This is a genomic window from Pseudonocardia hierapolitana (assembly GCF_007994075.1).
Taxonomy (GTDB): domain Bacteria; phylum Actinomycetota; class Actinomycetes; order Mycobacteriales; family Pseudonocardiaceae; genus Pseudonocardia; species Pseudonocardia hierapolitana.
The window spans coordinates 4,951,163-4,965,624 of sequence record NZ_VIWU01000001.1 but is presented as its reverse complement, the minus strand read 5'-3'; the positions used below and the strand labels follow the sequence as shown (position 1 = coordinate 4,965,624).

The 14,462-nt window shown below is 73.8% G+C and carries 13 protein-coding genes; 8 read left to right on the top strand and 5 right to left on the bottom strand.

The window, feature by feature from the left end; all coding sequences use genetic code 11:
- Positions 1 to 9: 9 nt before the first annotated feature.
- Together FHX44_RS23725 and FHX44_RS23720 are read right to left on the bottom strand one after the other, a co-directional pair.
- Positions 10 to 789 carry an enoyl-CoA hydratase/isomerase family protein gene (locus FHX44_RS23725; RefSeq protein WP_147257806.1) on the bottom strand — a complete coding sequence of 260 codons (780 nt, stop codon included), beginning with the start codon at positions 787 to 789 and terminating at the stop codon, positions 10 to 12.
- A gap of 10 nt (positions 790 to 799) precedes the next feature.
- On the bottom strand, positions 800 to 1,519 hold the full coding sequence (locus tag FHX44_RS23720; RefSeq protein WP_147257805.1) for an alpha/beta fold hydrolase: 720 nt from the start codon (positions 1,517 to 1,519) through the stop codon (positions 800 to 802).
- Positions 1,520 to 1,591: 72 nt separating this feature from the next.
- Between FHX44_RS23720 and FHX44_RS23715 the strand changes: the two genes are divergently transcribed.
- Complete coding sequence (locus FHX44_RS23715) at positions 1,592 to 2,245, top strand: winged helix-turn-helix transcriptional regulator (protein WP_246170550.1); 654 nt, start codon at positions 1,592 to 1,594, stop codon at positions 2,243 to 2,245.
- Between the two features lie 63 nt (positions 2,246 to 2,308).
- On the opposite strand, the gene FHX44_RS23710 is transcribed toward FHX44_RS23715, so the two are convergent.
- A complete protein-coding gene (locus FHX44_RS23710; RefSeq protein ID WP_147257804.1) occupies positions 2,309 to 3,073 on the bottom strand; it encodes an ABC transporter ATP-binding protein in 765 nt (254 codons plus the stop codon).
- A gap of 101 nt (positions 3,074 to 3,174) precedes the next feature.
- On the opposite strand from FHX44_RS23710, the gene glgX reads away from it, so the two are divergent.
- The 4 genes from glgX to FHX44_RS23690 are packed head-to-tail and all read left to right on the top strand — an operon-like array spanning position 3,175 to position 6,465.
- The gene (gene glgX, locus FHX44_RS23705) at positions 3,175 to 5,175 is read left to right on the top strand and encodes a glycogen debranching protein GlgX (protein WP_147257803.1); all 2,001 of its coding nucleotides are present in this window, start codon (positions 3,175 to 3,177) and stop codon (positions 5,173 to 5,175) included.
- Positions 5,172 to 5,609 carry a fluoride efflux transporter CrcB gene (gene crcB / locus FHX44_RS23700; RefSeq protein ID WP_246170549.1) on the top strand — a complete coding sequence of 146 codons (438 nt, stop codon included), beginning with the start codon at positions 5,172 to 5,174 and terminating at the stop codon, positions 5,607 to 5,609. Before glgX ends, crcB (FHX44_RS23700) begins: the two co-directional genes overlap by 4 nt.
- Positions 5,606 to 5,983, top strand: coding sequence for a fluoride efflux transporter CrcB (gene crcB, locus FHX44_RS23695; RefSeq protein WP_147257802.1), 378 nt, complete (start codon positions 5,606 to 5,608; stop codon positions 5,981 to 5,983). Before crcB (FHX44_RS23700) ends, crcB (FHX44_RS23695) begins: the two co-directional genes overlap by 4 nt.
- Before the next feature lie 44 nt (positions 5,984 to 6,027).
- Positions 6,028 to 6,465, top strand: a complete 438-nt coding sequence (locus tag FHX44_RS23690; RefSeq protein WP_147257801.1) for a universal stress protein — start codon at positions 6,028 to 6,030, stop codon at positions 6,463 to 6,465.
- Positions 6,466 to 6,609: 144 nt separating this feature from the next.
- Here FHX44_RS23690 and FHX44_RS23685 read toward each other — a convergent pair whose 3' ends face one another.
- On the bottom strand, positions 6,610 to 6,819 hold the full coding sequence (locus tag FHX44_RS23685) for an FmdB family zinc ribbon protein (protein WP_147257800.1): 210 nt from the start codon (positions 6,817 to 6,819) through the stop codon (positions 6,610 to 6,612).
- Positions 6,820 to 7,339: 520 nt separating this feature from the next.
- Between FHX44_RS23685 and FHX44_RS23680 the strand changes: the two genes are divergently transcribed.
- The 3 genes from FHX44_RS23680 to FHX44_RS23670 are packed head-to-tail and all read left to right on the top strand — an operon-like array spanning position 7,340 to position 11,896.
- Positions 7,340 to 8,788, top strand: a complete 1,449-nt coding sequence (locus FHX44_RS23680) for an MFS transporter (RefSeq protein ID WP_147257799.1) — start codon at positions 7,340 to 7,342, stop codon at positions 8,786 to 8,788.
- Positions 8,788 to 11,265, top strand: coding sequence for a PEP/pyruvate-binding domain-containing protein (locus FHX44_RS23675; protein ID WP_147257798.1), 2,478 nt, complete (start codon positions 8,788 to 8,790; stop codon positions 11,263 to 11,265). The genes FHX44_RS23680 and FHX44_RS23675 overlap by 1 nt, the downstream gene beginning before the upstream one ends.
- A 4-nt stretch (positions 11,266 to 11,269) precedes the next feature.
- Positions 11,270 to 11,896, top strand: a complete 627-nt coding sequence (locus tag FHX44_RS23670; protein ID WP_246170548.1) for a TetR/AcrR family transcriptional regulator — start codon at positions 11,270 to 11,272, stop codon at positions 11,894 to 11,896.
- Positions 11,897 to 11,907: 11 nt separating this feature from the next.
- Here the strand turns inward: FHX44_RS23670 and glgP are convergent, their stop codons facing one another.
- Positions 11,908 to 14,451, bottom strand: coding sequence for an alpha-glucan family phosphorylase (glgP, locus tag FHX44_RS23665; RefSeq protein ID WP_147257797.1), 2,544 nt, complete (start codon positions 14,449 to 14,451; stop codon positions 11,908 to 11,910).
- Positions 14,452 to 14,462: the final 11 nt, after the last annotated feature.

The following is a 14,462-nucleotide window of genomic DNA, read 5'->3' as shown; positions in this document are numbered from 1 at the left end:
GCGAGCGGCTCACCGGCCGGTGAACTCCGCCTTCCCCGGCCCGTTGGCCACGAACGACTCCATGCCGATCCGCCGGTCGTCGGTGGCGAAGAGCGCCGCGAAGAGCTCCGCCTCCAGGTCGAGGCCGGTGCGCAGGTCGGTGTCGAGCCCACCGTCGATCGCCTTCTTCGCCGCGGCGAGCGCCACGGCGGGCCCGTTCACGAACTGCTCCGCCCACCGCCGGGCGGCGGTGTAGACCTCGTCGGCGGGGACGACCTCGTCCACCAGCCCGATCTCGAGCGCCTCCTGGGCCCCGACCATCCGTCCGGTGAAGATCAGGTCCTTGGTGCGCGACGGGCCGATGAGCCGGGCCATCCGCTGCGTACCGCCGCCACCGGGGATGACGCCGAGCAGGATCTCCGGCTGGCCGAGCTTCGCGTTGTCGCCGCACACGCGCCGGTCGCAGCCCAGCGCCACCTCCATGCCGCCGCCCAGCGCATATCCCGTGATGGCCGCGACCGTGGGCTTGGGCACCTCGGAGAGCGCCCCGAAGCAGGCCGAGAGCCTGCGGGCGACGGGAGCCATGTCCGCGTAGGAGAGGCCGGCCATCTCCTTGATGTCGGCGCCTGCGGCAAACACCTTCTCGCCTCCGTGGACGACCACCGCGCGCACGTCCGCGCGCCGTGTGGCCTCCTCCGCGGCGGCCTTGAGCTCCTCCTGCACCTGCCGGTTGAAGGCGTTCATGGGCGGCCGGTCCAGCCGGATCGTGCCGACACCGCCCTCGACGTCGAGCCTCACGAATTCGGTCACGCCCGTGACACTAACCCGACCCACCCCGCCGGCTCCGCAAGCTCCGCCGGCTTCCGTCCCCCAGTGCCTCCGCCAGTTCGACGGGTCGGCTGAGGGCGAGGAGGTGCCCGCCCGGCAGTTCCTCGACTTCCACGCCGGGCAGCCGCTCCGCCACCACCCGGCGCTGGAACTCCAGCGGGAAGAACCGGTCGTCCCGGCCCTGCAGAAACCGGGTGGGCACGTCCGGCCACGCCGTGAGCGGCCACGGCTCCTCGAACGGCGTGCCGGACTGCTCCGGCTCGCCCGCCGCCATCGCCTCGGCCACGACCTCCGGCGGAACGTCGTGGAAGAAGCCGACGAGCGGGTCGAAGGTGTCCGCGCTCCGGCCCTCCCGCTCGGCGTGGGCGGCACGAGCCTCCGCCTGCCCGGTGGCCTCCCACCACTCGCCCGCCGACTCACCCGGCTTGGGCACCATCGCGTTCAGCAGCACGATCCCGTCCACCGGCACCCGCTCGGCCACCAGCGGCACGGTGAACCCGCCCAGCGACTGGCCGACGAGGACGAGGCCACCCCTGCGGTCACCGATCGCCGCGACCACCGCGTCGGCGTACTCCGCGAACCCCGCGCCGTCGTCGGCGGCGGGGAGGTCGACCGCGATCGCCTGGTGGCCCCGGGTACCCAGCTCCGGAAGCAGGCGGTGCCAGTACCACGCCTGGCCACCGGCGCCGGGAACGAGCACGTAGGTCGTCATGACCACCCTCCCACGAACGTAGGCTCCTTATTTAGGAGTATTCACATCTATATCGCAAGCTACAGTTTTCTCATGGGAACCCGGCGGTACGACGACCCCTGCGGGGTGGCCCGCGCCCTGGACGTCGTGGGCGAGCGATGGACGCTGCTCGTCGTCCGCGAGCTGCTGTTCGGGCCGAAACGCTTCTCCGACCTGGCCCGCGGCCTGCTCGGGATGAGCCAGAACGTGCTGTCGCAACGGCTGCGCGAGCTGGCCGACGCCGGGCTCGTCGAGCGGCGACGGATGGGGCCGCCGGTGAGCGGGCAGGTCTACGAGCTCACCGAGCGCGGGGCGACGCTGCGCCCGGTGGTGATCGAGCTCGCGCGATGGGGCAGCCGGATCCCCACGACGTCCCGCGCCGACCTGTCCGCCGACGCGCTGGCCCTCGCGCTGCTCACGACCTTCGACCCGGACCGGGCCGAGGACGTCCGGATCACGCTGGTGCTGGGCGACGACCGGTTCGTCGCCGAGATCACCGACGGCCGCCTCGAGATCACCCGCGGGGAGGCCGAACGCCCGGACGCGGAGATCCACACCGACGCGGCGGGCCTGCGGTCGGTGGTGTTCGGCGGCCGCCCGCTGGCCGAGGCGATCGCGTCGGGCGAGGTCGAGGTCCGAGGCGACACGGAGGCGGCTCGACGGTTCGCGTCCCGCTTCCCCCGCCCGGCCCAGGTCGACGGCTCCTGATGTTCAGGAAAGCCACATTCAGGGCTTTGCCGGCCCGGAATGTGGCTTTCCTGAACTTCCGGGCTACCGCAGCCAGGCCGTGTAGCGGCCCCGCCGCTTCTGCACCGCCAGCGGCAGGTTGAACGTCGCGCTCAGGTTCTCGTCCGTCAGCACGTCCTCCAGGAGGCCGGAGGCCACCACGGCGCCCTCGCGCAGCAGCAGGGCGTGGCTGTAGCCCACCGGGATCTCCTCGACGTGGTGGGTGACCAGCACCGACGCGGGAGCGTCCGGATCGGCGGCGAGCGTGGTGAGGCGCCCGACGAGATCCTCGCGCCCGCCCAGGTCGAGGCCGGCCGCCGGTTCGTCGAAGAGGATCAGCTCGGGGTCGGTCATGAGCGCGCGGGCGATCAACGTGCGCTTGCGCTCGCCCTCGGACAGCGTGCCGTACTCGCGGTCGGCGAACCCCCGCATGCCCATGGCGGCGAGCAGGTCGTCCGCGCGGTCGGTGTCGAACGCGTCGTAGCGTTCCCGCCAGCGCCCGAGCACTCCCCACCCGGCGCTGACCACGACGTCGCGCACCTTCTCGTCGTTCGGCACGCGCAGGCCCAGCGCCGAGGAGGTCAGCCCGATCCGGGTCCGCAGGTCGAACACGTTCACGCGGCCGAGTTGCTCCCCGAGCACGTGCACCGTGCCTGCCGTCGGGTGCAGCTCGGCCGCGGCGAGGCGCAACAGGGTGGTCTTCCCGGCGCCGTTGGGACCGAGGACCACCCACCGCTCGTCGAGCTCGACGGTCCAGTCGACGTCGCGCAGCAGCGTGGACCCCCCGCGGCGGACGGTGACCCCCGACATCCGGACGACGGTGTCCGCAAGATCACCTACGGGCAGGGACGCTGCAGTTGGGGACTCAGAGCTTGATCCGGGCGCAGCCACGGGGCATATCCTCGCCGATCGTGCCGGTCTTCCCGCTGGGTGCCCATGCCGACGACGGAGGTGTGCGCTTCGCGGTCGCCTCCACCAGCGCGGATGCCGTCGAGGTGTGCCTCGTCGACGGCGTCGACCGCGCCCCGTCCGAGAAGCGGGTGGCGCTCACGGAGCGCACCTTCGGCGTGTGGCACGGCTATCTCGAAGGGGTGAGGCCGGGGCAGCGGTACGGCTACCGGGTGCACGGTCCGTACCGGCCGTGGGACGGTGTGCGGGCCAACCCGGCGAAGATCCTCGTCGATCCGTACGCGCGCCTGATCACCGGCGGCGTCACCGACCTCCGCGCCGCCCGTGGGTGGCTGGACGACCCGATGACCGGCCCGCCCAGCACCGTCGACTCGCTGGGGCACGTTCCGCTGTCGGTGGTGGCCGCGCCCGACGCGGCGGCGCCCAGCCCTCGCCCCCATGTGCCGTGGTCGGAGACGGTGATCGCCGAGCTCCACGTGCGCGGCTACACGAAGCTGCACCCTGAGGTGCCGCCCGAACACCGCGGCACGTACCTGGGCCTCGCCCATCCCGCCGTGATCGAGCACCTGTGCCGGCTCGGCGTCACGGCCGTCGAGCTGCTGCCGGTCGCGGCCGTCGCGGACGAGCCGCCGCTCCTGGAGCGCGGACGCTCGAACTACTGGGGCTACGCCACGCTGGGCTTCCTCGCCCCGAACCCCCGGTACGCGAGCCGGCAGGGCGCGGAGATCGAGGAGTTCCGCGCGATGGTGGCCGCGCTGCACACCGCAGGCATCGAGGTGATCCTCGACTTCGTGCCGAACCACACCGCCGAGGGCGGGATCGGCGGCACGACGCTGTCCTACCGCGGGCTGGACGCCCCCGCCTACTACTCGCTGCGCAGCGACGGCCACGACGCCGACATCACCGGCACCGGGAACACCCTCGACGCCGGCTCGCCCACCGTCATCCGCCTGGTGTGCGACGCGATGCGGTACTGGGTCACGGTGATGGGCGTCGACGGCTTCCGCATCGACCTGGCGAGCGTGCTCGGCAGGCCCCGCTCCGGCCCCTTCGACCCGCACGCGCCGCTGCTCACGGCGATCGCCGTCGATCCGGTCCTGTCGACGGTCAAGCTCATCGCCGAGCCGTGGGACGCCACGGGCGAGGGCTACCGGGTCGGTGGGTTCGGCGTGGCGTGGTCGGAGTGGAACGGCCGCTACCGCGACGCCGTGCGCGACTTCTGGCGTGGCCACGGCAGCATCGGCGAGGTCGCGTCGCGGCTCGCCGGGAGCTCCGACCTGTACCGGATCTCCGGGCGGCGACCGTGGGCGTCGATCAACTTCGTCACCGCTCACGACGGCTTCACCCTGCGCGACCTGGTCTCCTACGAGCGCAAGCACAACGAGCGCAACGGCGAGGACAACCGCGACGGCACCGACGACAACCGGTCGCAGAACTTCGGCGAGGAGGGCGAGACCGCCTCCCCGGCGCGCGCGGCCCGCCGGCTCGCCACCGCGCGGGCGATGCTGGGCACGCTGCTGCTGTCCACCGGCACGCCCATGCTGCTGGCAGGCGACGAGCTGTGGCGCACCCAGCAGGGCAACAACAACGCGTACTGCCTGGACGACGAGACGTCCTGGGTGGACTGGTCGCGGCGGGACGAGGCCCTCGCCGCGTTCACCGCCAGGGTGGCGCGGATCCGGCGCAGCTCCCCCGCGCTGCACCGCGACCGGTTCTACCGCGACGGCGAGGTGCTCTGGTGGCACCCGTCCGGCCGCCGCATCGGCGGGCCCGACTGGCACGACGCCGACCTGCGCACGCTCGGGCTCCTGCGCGGCGAGTGGCTGCTGCTCCTGCACGCGGGAACGGAGGCCGTGGCCGCCACTCTGCCCCCGGGCGGCCCGTACACGCCCGAGCTGGACAGCACGCGACCGGACGGGGTCCCGGCCACCTCGCGCCCGCTCCTCGGCGACACGACCATCACCCTCCCACCGCGCTCGCTCATCCTCCTCCGCACGCCGTGACCGCGTCGCCGACCGGGCTTCGGACGGACGTGCTCGCCGCGATCGCGGCGGGCGGCGTGCTCGGGGCGGAGGCCCGCTACGGCGTCGGTGCCCTGCTCCCGCACGCGGACGGCGCGTGGCCGTGGTCGACGCTGCTCGTCAACCTCTCCGGCTGCGTCCTGATCGGCGTGCTCATGGTCGTGATCACCGAGCTGCGGCACGCCCACCGGCTGGTCCGCCCGTTCCTCGGTGTCGGCGTGCTCGGCGGGTACACCACCTTCTCCACCGCAACGGTCGAGACGCTGACGCTGCTGTCGGCCGGTCGTCCGGGCGCCGCGATCGGCTACGTGGTGGCCACGCCCGCGCTCGCCGTGCTGGGGTGCGGAGGCGGGGTCGTCACCACCCGGTTGCTCGCGGGCCGGTCACCCGGCCGGCCGGCGGAGCCGATCCGATGAACACCGCGACCGTGCTCTGGGTCGCGCTCGGCGCAGCCGTGGGCGCGCCGCTCCGGTTCGTGGTGGACCGCGCCGTCCAGGCCCGGCACGGGAGCCGGTTCCCGTGGGGCACGTTCACGGTCAACATGATCGGCTCCTTCGTGCTCGGCGCCCTCACCGGCGCCGCGGCGGTGCTCCCGGCAGCCGTGTCGGCGGCCGCGGGTACCGGGTTCTGCGGAGCGCTGACCACCTACAGCACCTTCGGTTACGAGGCGTTCTCGCTCCTCGAGGGCAAGGCCCGCGGCACCGCGCTCGCGTACGTCGCAGGCAGCGTCGCCGCCGGGCTGCTCGCGGCCGCGATCGGCTGGTGGGCGGCGCTGACCGTGGTCACCTGACCGGCGATCCGCGACACTGATCCTCCAGACCCCGGGAGGACGCGATGAGCGACCCCACCCTGGTCGTCGGCCACGGCCAGGACCCGTCCAGCGACCACGCCCTGCACGCCGCGGTCGATCTCGCGCAGCGGCTCGGCGGGCGCCTGCACGTCGTGCACGTGATCGACCTGCACGACTACCCGATCAACATCGACGCCCCGGACTGGGAGCAACGGGGCGCCGAGGCCGTCGCCGCCGAGCGGCGCCACGTCGAGGGCATGCTCATCGACGCCCCGGTCCCGTGGACCTACGAGGCGCGCCACGGCGACCCGGCGAAGGTGCTCTGCACCGCGGCGGAGGAGCACGACGCCCTGCTGATCGTCGTCGGATCCCGCGGGGAAGGCCTGCGCCGCGCCCTGGGCAGGCTGATGGACCCGTCGATCTCGCACGGGGTCATCCAGCGCCAGCACCGGCCGGTGCTGGTGGTACCCGCGCACGAGTAGTGCCGCGAGGCATTCGTCCCCGCTGGGGGTTCGGCGATCAAGGGGAGATGGTGGCCGGTCGATCTCCAACCGCGACCATCAGCCCTTGGTCACCGCCTCTGGGCCCGGACGATCACGCGGCGTGGCCCACGCCGAGCCCGCGGGTCAGCCGCCGCAGCAACCGCCTCCGCAGCAGCCACCACCGGCCGGGGCCGGGGCCGGGCCGCCCCGCCCGCCCACGGCGACCGTGCTGAGCAGCTTGACGGTGTCGTCGTGCCCGTCCGGGCACCGGGCCGGCTCGGAGGCGTCGGCCATCGGGCGGCTGACCTCGAACGTCGAGCCACACTCACGGCAGCGGAAGTCATAGCGAGGCACGGGCGGAGTTTACGTCGCCACCGAGCCGGTAGTAGCTCTCCAGCTGTCGATCGTTGTGCCCGTGTGTCGAGGGCTTCCGGCGCAGGCGGGCGCTGGCATCGTCGTGATAGCCCAGGTGGATCTGACCTCGGTTTGCGCGCCGAGCGCGCTGATCACGGCCGGGTGCGTTCCGCGGAACGCACCCGGTGCTGTTGTGGCGCGCCCACCGGAACCTGCCGGACCAGGCCGACTCGATGGGACCCGATCGACAGGATGACCGCCCTGACGCCTGGCGGATGACCAGGCTCTGGAGCCACGGCCTCACCGGCCAGGACGCGCATGATCCGTGGATGGTCACGTCGACGCCATGGGTCTGCGCCGCGCGACCAGCACGTATGGGGTCGACCTGATCATGCAGAGCCGGCGGGGCGGCATCGAGTTCGGAATTGCCCGTCCCGGGATGGCGCGCAAGTGAACGTTGCGTTTCTTGGAGATGGACCGTAGCCTTCCTAGAGAACGGGTCGTTCTCTAGGGGGTCGGGATGGCACGCCACGTGTTGCCGGGTCTCATGCTCGTCATGCTGCTCGGCGCCCTCGACCAGACGGCGATGGCCGCGGCCCTGCCCGCCGTGGCCGCGAGCCTGGGGCGCTTCGACCTGATGCCCGCGGTGATCACGGCGTACCTGGCGGCCGCAACCGTCGCGATGCCGCTGCACGGCAAGCTCGGCGACCGGTTCGGCCGCAAGCCCGTGTTGCTGGTCGCGATCGTGGTCTTCGCGTTCGGCGCCTTCCTCTGCGCCACGGCCACCTCGATGACGGAGCTGATCATCTGGCGCGTCGTGCAGGGTGTGGGCGGCGGCGGGCTGATGATCGGCGCCCAGGCGGTGCTCGGCGAGGTGGTGAGTCCGCGGGAGCGCGGGCGCTACCTCGGCCTGCTCGGCTCGGTGTACGTCGTCGCGGCGGTGGGCGGGCCGCTTCTCGGGGGGCTCGCGGTCGACCACCTCACGTGGCGCTGGCTCTTCGCGCTCTACCCGCCGCTCGGCCTCGTGGCGCTGGTCGTCGTCGCCCGCACGCTGCGCCTGCCCGCGCCGCCGCAGCGCCCACCGCTGGACGTGCTCGGCATGCTGCTGCTCTCGCTCACCGTGACGGGTGTGGTCCTGCTCGGCAGCGGCCCCGGCTACCTCACCCCGCTGGTCGCGGTCGCCACCGTGCTGGCCGCTGCCGGCTGGGTCGCCACCGCCCGCCGCGCCGCCGACCCGGTGCTGCCGCTCCGCCTGTTCCGCACGCGTTCCATCGCGATCCCGACGGCCGTCAGCCTGATCGTCGGCTTCACCCTGTTCGGCACGATCAGCTACCTGCCGGCGTTCCTGCAGGTGGCAAGGGGCGCCTCGGCCACGCAGGCCGGCCTCGTGGTCACCGTGCTGATGGCGGGCGTCCTGCTCACCACCACGGTGTCCGGCCGGATCATCACCCGCACCGGCCGCTACAAGGCGTTCCCCATCGCCGGCACGGCCACTGCCGGCCTCGGGATGGCCCTGCTGGGCACCGTCGGAGCCACGACGCCGCTCCCGCTGGTGCTCGCCGCGCTGCTGCTGGTCGGGCTGGGCGTCGGGATGGTCATGCAGGTCATGGTGCTGGTCGCGCAGAACGGCGCCGAGCACCGCGACCTGGGAGCGGCCACCTCCGCGGTCACGTTCCTGCGCCAGATCGGCGCGAGCGCCGGGGTCGCCGCGATCGGCAGCCTGATCACGTCCCGGTTCGCGGCGGCGCTTCCCCCCGGCACCGACGTACGGATCGCCACCACGCTCGACCCGGAACGGCTCGGCCACCTTCCCGCCGCGGTGCGGGACGCGTTCGGCGCGGCCGTTCCTCCGGTGTTCGGGTTCGTCGCTCCCCTGCTCGGGCTGGCACTCGTGCTGGCCGTCGCACTCCCCGCCCAGCCGCTGCGCGACACCGCGCACGTCACCACGTCAGATCGAAGGAGGGCCTGATGACCCACGCCCCCGCCCGCCCGGCCACCGTGCTCCCGCTCACCGCCGTCGGCCGCGACGACCTCGCGGCGGCGGGCGGCAAGGGCGCGAACCTCGGCGAGCTGGTCCGCGCCGGGTTCCCGGTGCCGGACGGCGTCGTCATCACCACCGACGCCTACGCCGCCGTCGTGGAGCACGCGGGCCTCGCGGCCGCCGTCGCCGCGGCGGCCGAGGACGACGGCGCCGCGCTGCGGGCCGCCTTCGCCGCCGCCGAGATCCCCGACGACCTGCGCGGTGCGATCCTCGGCGCCTACGCGCTCCTCGGGAACGGGCCGGTCGCCGTCCGGTCCAGCGCGACCGCCGAGGACCTGCCCGGGGCGGCGTTCGCCGGGCAGCAGGACACGTACCTCAACATCGTGGGCGCCGACGCGCTGCTCGACGCCGTCCGCCGCTGCTGGGGGTCGCTGTGGACCGAGCGCGCCATCGCCTACCGGGCGCGCCGCGACGTCGATCCGGCGGGCGTGCGGATCGCCGTCGTGGTGCAGCGGATGGTGCCCGCCGCGTTCGCGGGCGTGCTGTTCACCGCCAACCCGGTGAGCGGCGACCGCACCGAGGTGGTCGTCGACGCGAGCAGCGGGCTCGGCGAGGCCGTCGTGTCCGGGCTGGTCACACCCGACCACTACGTCCTGGACGCGGACGGTCGCGTGCGCGAGCGGCGACGCGGGCTGCGCGAGATCGTCGTGCGCGGCGTCGCGGGGGGTGGGGTCGAGCACCGCAGGGGCGAGGCGCTCACGGAACTGCCCGACGCCGTGCTCGCGGAGCTGGCGGCGCTGGGCCGGAGGGTCGCGGCGCACTTCGGCAGGCCGCAGGACATCGAGTGGGCGTGGGCCGACGGGCGGGTGTGGCTGGTGCAGGCGCGGCCGATGACCGCGCTGCCCCCGCCACCGCTGCGCCTGTCCCGGATCCAGCGCATCACCGGCCCGCAGATCGTCGAGTACCTGCCGGTCCGGCCCTACCCCATGGACACGAGCGGCTGGATCGCGCGGGGCATCGGGCGCATGGTCCAGCGGATGCTCGCGGAGATCCCCGGCCTGCACGTCGACTTCGCCGACGTCCTCCCGGAGTCCGACGGCGTCGTGGACCGGTACGTCCCGCCGCGGCCGCGCCCGACCTGGAAGGTGCTCACCGCGCCGGCCCGCAACCTGCCGCGGATCCGGCGCTACCACCCGGCGGGCTGGACGCGCGACCCGCGGTTCGTCCGCTTCGACCGGGAGGCGCGCGAGCTCGCGGCCCTCGACGTGCGCGGTCTCGGCTGGGCCGAGCTGCGCCGACTGCCCCAGCGCACGTTCGACGTGGTGGACGTCGTCACCGACCTGCGGGTGGACTACCTGCCCCGGGTCGCGGTCGACCTGCTGCGGTTGCGCGTGCTGCAGGCGCTGCTGGGCCGCCGCGACGTCTCCGGGCTGACCCTCGGCACGCATACCCGCACCGAGGACGCCAACCGGGAACTGCTGGGGCTCGCCGAGCGCGTGCGCGCCGACGGGGCGCTGCGCGCCGTGTTCGGGCTCGAACCGGACGCCCTCGCGGAGCGGATCGAGCAGGATCCGGCGTTCGCCGACTTCCGCGCGGCGCTGTCGGCGTTCCGCGCCGAGTACGGCCACCGCGAGACGGCGAGCCCGCTGCTGATGTCCGCACCGACGTGGGGCGACGCGCCGGCCACCGTGCTGGGCATGGTGAAGGTCCTGCTGGAGGACGCGCCGCCCGCGCAGGCGGCCGACCGCGCGGAGCAGGCCGAACGGCAGCTGCTGGCGCACCCGCTGGTGCGCCTGACCCGCTCCGAGCGGCGGGTGCGCCGGCTGCTCGCCGACGCCAGGGCCGGGATCGCATTCCGCGAGGACAGCCACTTCCACGGCACCCGCACGCTGCCGGTGCTGCGCCGCGCCGTGCTGGAGGCCGGGCGACGGCTGGCCGAGGCCGGTGTGCTGCGCGAGGCGGACGACGTGCTGCACCTGCGCCTGGAGGAGCTGGAGAGCCTCGGTGACCCCGCCACACTCCCCCCGGCCGACGCCGAGCGGATCCGGGCCGCGGTGCGCGCCCGGTCGGCGCGCCGCGCGGAGCTGGCGGGCGTGCCGCTCATCGCACCCTCCGTGCTCTTCCCCGGCGGCGCGGCCGGCGGAGACGCCCTGGTCACCGGCACCGGAGCGAGCGGCGGGCGGGCGACGGGGCCGGTGCGGGTGATCCGCGAGGCCGCGGAGTTCGGGCGGCTGCGCAGCGGCGAGGTGCTGGTCTGCCCCTACACGAACCCCTCGTGGACACCGCTCTTCCAGCGGGCGGCCGCCGTGGTCGTCGACACCGGCGGCATCGGCTCGCACGCCGCGATCGTCGCGCGCGAGTACGGGATCCCCGCGGTGATGGGGTCGGCCACCGGCACGAGCGTGTTGACCGACGGGCAGGTGGTGACGGTCGACGGCGACACGGGCCGCGTCACGGGAGACTAGGGAGGTGAGTTCCCCTGCGCGCCCCATGGCAGAAGCGGACGTCGACCACCGGAAGCGGCCCCGCAGGCGCGGGGCCGTGCTGGAGGGCGCGATCCTGGAGGCGGTGCTCGGCGAGCTCGGTGAGGTGGGCTACGCGCGGCTCTCGGTGGAGCGGGTGGCCGAGCGGGCGGGCGCGAGCAAGGCGTCGCTGTACCGGCGCTGGCCCAGCAAGGTCGAGCTGGTGATGGATGCGGTCTACCACCTGCTCCCCGACCCGGCGTCACCGCCGGACACGGGCAGCTTGCGCGGCGACCTGCTCGCCGTCATGCGCGGGGTGGCCGAGCAGCTGGCCGGGCCGGCGGGACAGGCGCTCGGCGGTGTGCTGAGCGATGCCCTCGGCGACCCGGACCTGGCGCGCCGCGTGCGCTCCTACGCCCGTGGCTCCAGCCAGGTGGGCATGCGCGAGATCGCACGCCGTGCGGTCGCGCGCGGCGAGGTGGACCCCGCCGCGGTCACCGAACGCCGGCTGGAGGCGGGGCACGCGATGCTGCGGCACCACTTCATCACCCGGGGTGTGCCGATCCCGGACGAGGTGATCGTCGAGATCGCGGACGAGGTGATGATCCCGTTGCTGCAGCTGCCCATGGGGTGACGGGCGGGTGTTCAGCGCGGCAGGACGATCTTGGCGAGCTCCGCCGACGAGGCCAGCAGCGGGTGGGACGGCAGCACGCGCACCGTGTAGCCGGTGAGCCCCGCGTGCGGCAGCTTGACCACCGACTCGAAGCGCTCGCCCATGCCGTCCGCAGCGCCGACGTGCTCCATCCCCACCGTGACGGTCTCGGCGAGGTCGTCGGTCTCGCCGACGCGCCCGATCACCGCCTCGACGCAGACGTCCTTCGGGTCGAGGCCGGCGAGCTGCACGGACGCCCGCACGGTCATCGGCACGCCGACCTCCGGCGTGTCGGGCAGGCCGGAGGCGTCGACGCCGATGATCTCCACCGCCGGCCACGCGGCGTTGAGCCGGGCCCGGTAGGCGGCCAGCTCCCGCGCCGGACCGTAGCCCTCGGCGGAGATGCGGGCGGCGGCGCGCGCGGCGGGGGCGTACCAGTCCTCGACGTACTCGCGCACCATCCGGGTGGCCTGCACCTGAGGCCGCAGCGTGGTGAGCGTGTGGCGCACCAGCTCCACCCAGCGGGGCGGCACTCCACCGGCCCGCTCGTAGAACGCGGGCGCCACCTGGGTGGCGAGCAGCTCGTAGAGCGCGTTGGCCTCCAGGTCGTCGCGCCGGACCGGGTCCTCGATGCCATCGGCCGTGGGGATCGCCCAACCGTTGGCGCCGTCGTAGAACTCGTCCCACCAGCCGTCGCGGATCGAGAGGTTGAGCCCGCCGTTCAGCGCCGACTTCATGCCCGACGTGCCGCACGCCTCCAGCGGCCGCAGCGGGTTGTTGAGCCACACGTCGCAGCCCCAGTACAGGTACCGCGCCATCGACATGTCGTAGTCGGGCAGGAAGACGATGCGGTGGCGCACGGCGGGGTCGTCGGCGAACCGCACGATCTCCTGGATCAGCGCCTTGCCGCCGTCGTCGGCGGGGTGGCTCTTGCCCGCCACGACGAGCTGCACCGGCCGGTGCGGGTCGAGCAGGAGGTCGCGCAGCCGGTCCTTGTCGCGCAGCATCAGGGTGAGCCGCTTGTAGGTGGGAACGCGGCGGGCGAACCCGACGGTGAGGACCTCGGGGTCGAAGACGTGGTCGGTCCACGACAGCTCCGGGAGGGACGCGCCGCGCTGCAGCCACGCCTCCCGCACCCGGCGGCGCACCTCCGACACCAGCCGCGACCGCAGTGCGCCGCGCAGCTCCCACAGCATCTCGTCGGAGACGGGCTCGCGGGGCGTGGAGTTCGCGACGGGGCCCGCGTCGCCGAGCAGCGCGGTGACCTCCCGGGCCTCCCAGGTGGCGCCGTGGACGCCGTTGGTGACGGAGCCGATCGGCACCTCGTCGGCGTCGAAGCCCTCCCACAGCCGGCCGAACATGCCGCGCGACACGGCTCCGTGCAGCTGGGAGACGCCGTTGGCGCGCTGGGCCAGCCGCAGGCCCATGTGCGCCATGTTGAACATGTTGGGGTTGTCCTCGACGCCGAGCGCGAGGACCCGGTCCATCGGGACGCCGGGCAGCATCCCGTCGTAGAAGTAGTGGCGCACGAGGTCGACGGGGAACCGGTCGATGCCAGCCGGCACCGGCGTGTGCGTGGTGAAGACGGTGCCCGCCCGTACCGCGGCCACGGCCTCGTCGAACGAGAGCCCGTCGCGCTCGTGCAGCTCTCGGATGCGCTCGAGCCCGAGGTAGCCGGCGTGGCCCTCGTTGGTGTGGAACACCTCCGGCTCCGGGTGCCCGGTGACGGCGCAGAACGCGCGCACGGCCCGCACCCCGCCGATGCCGACGAGGATCTCCTGCTTGATGCGGTGGTCCTGGTCGCCGCCGTAGAGGCGGTCGGTGACGCCGCGCAGGTCCGGCTCGTTCTCCTCGATGTCGGAGTCGAGCAGCAGCAGCGGCACCCGCCCGACCGTGGCCTGCCAGACGCGCGCCTTCAGCACGCGCCCGCGCGGCATCCCGACCTCGACGAGCACGGGCTCGCCGTCCTCGCCTGCGAGCAGCTGCAACGGCAGGCCCTGCGGGTCGAGCACCGGGTAGTGCTCGAGCTGCCAGCCGTCCAGGGAGAGCGACTGGCGGAAGTACCCGGAGCGGTAGAGCAGCCCGACGCCGATCAGCGGCACGCCGAGGTCGGAGGCGGCCTTGAGGTGGTCGCCCGCGAGCACGCCGAGGCCGCCGGAGTAGTTCGGCAGCACCTCGCTCACGCCGAACTCCATCGAGAAGTAGCCGACGGCGGCGGGCAGCGAGGGGTCGTCCTCGCGCTCCAGCTGGTACCAGCGCGGCTCCTGCAGGTAGCTCGCGAGGTCGTCGGCCAGCTCCCGCACCGTGACCACGGTGTCGGCGTCCTTGGCCAGCTCGGAGAACCGGGTGGAGGAGATCTCCCCGAGCAGCCGCACCGGGTCGTGCCCCGCGCGCTCCCACGCCTCGGGGTCGAGGGTGGCGAACAGATCCTGGGTGGGGGTGTGCCAGGTCCACCGCAGGTTGGTGGCCAGGGTCTGCAGCGGCGCCAGCGCGGCGGGCAGCTGGGCGCGGACGGTGAACCTGCGAAGAGCCTTCACCCGGGAACCAT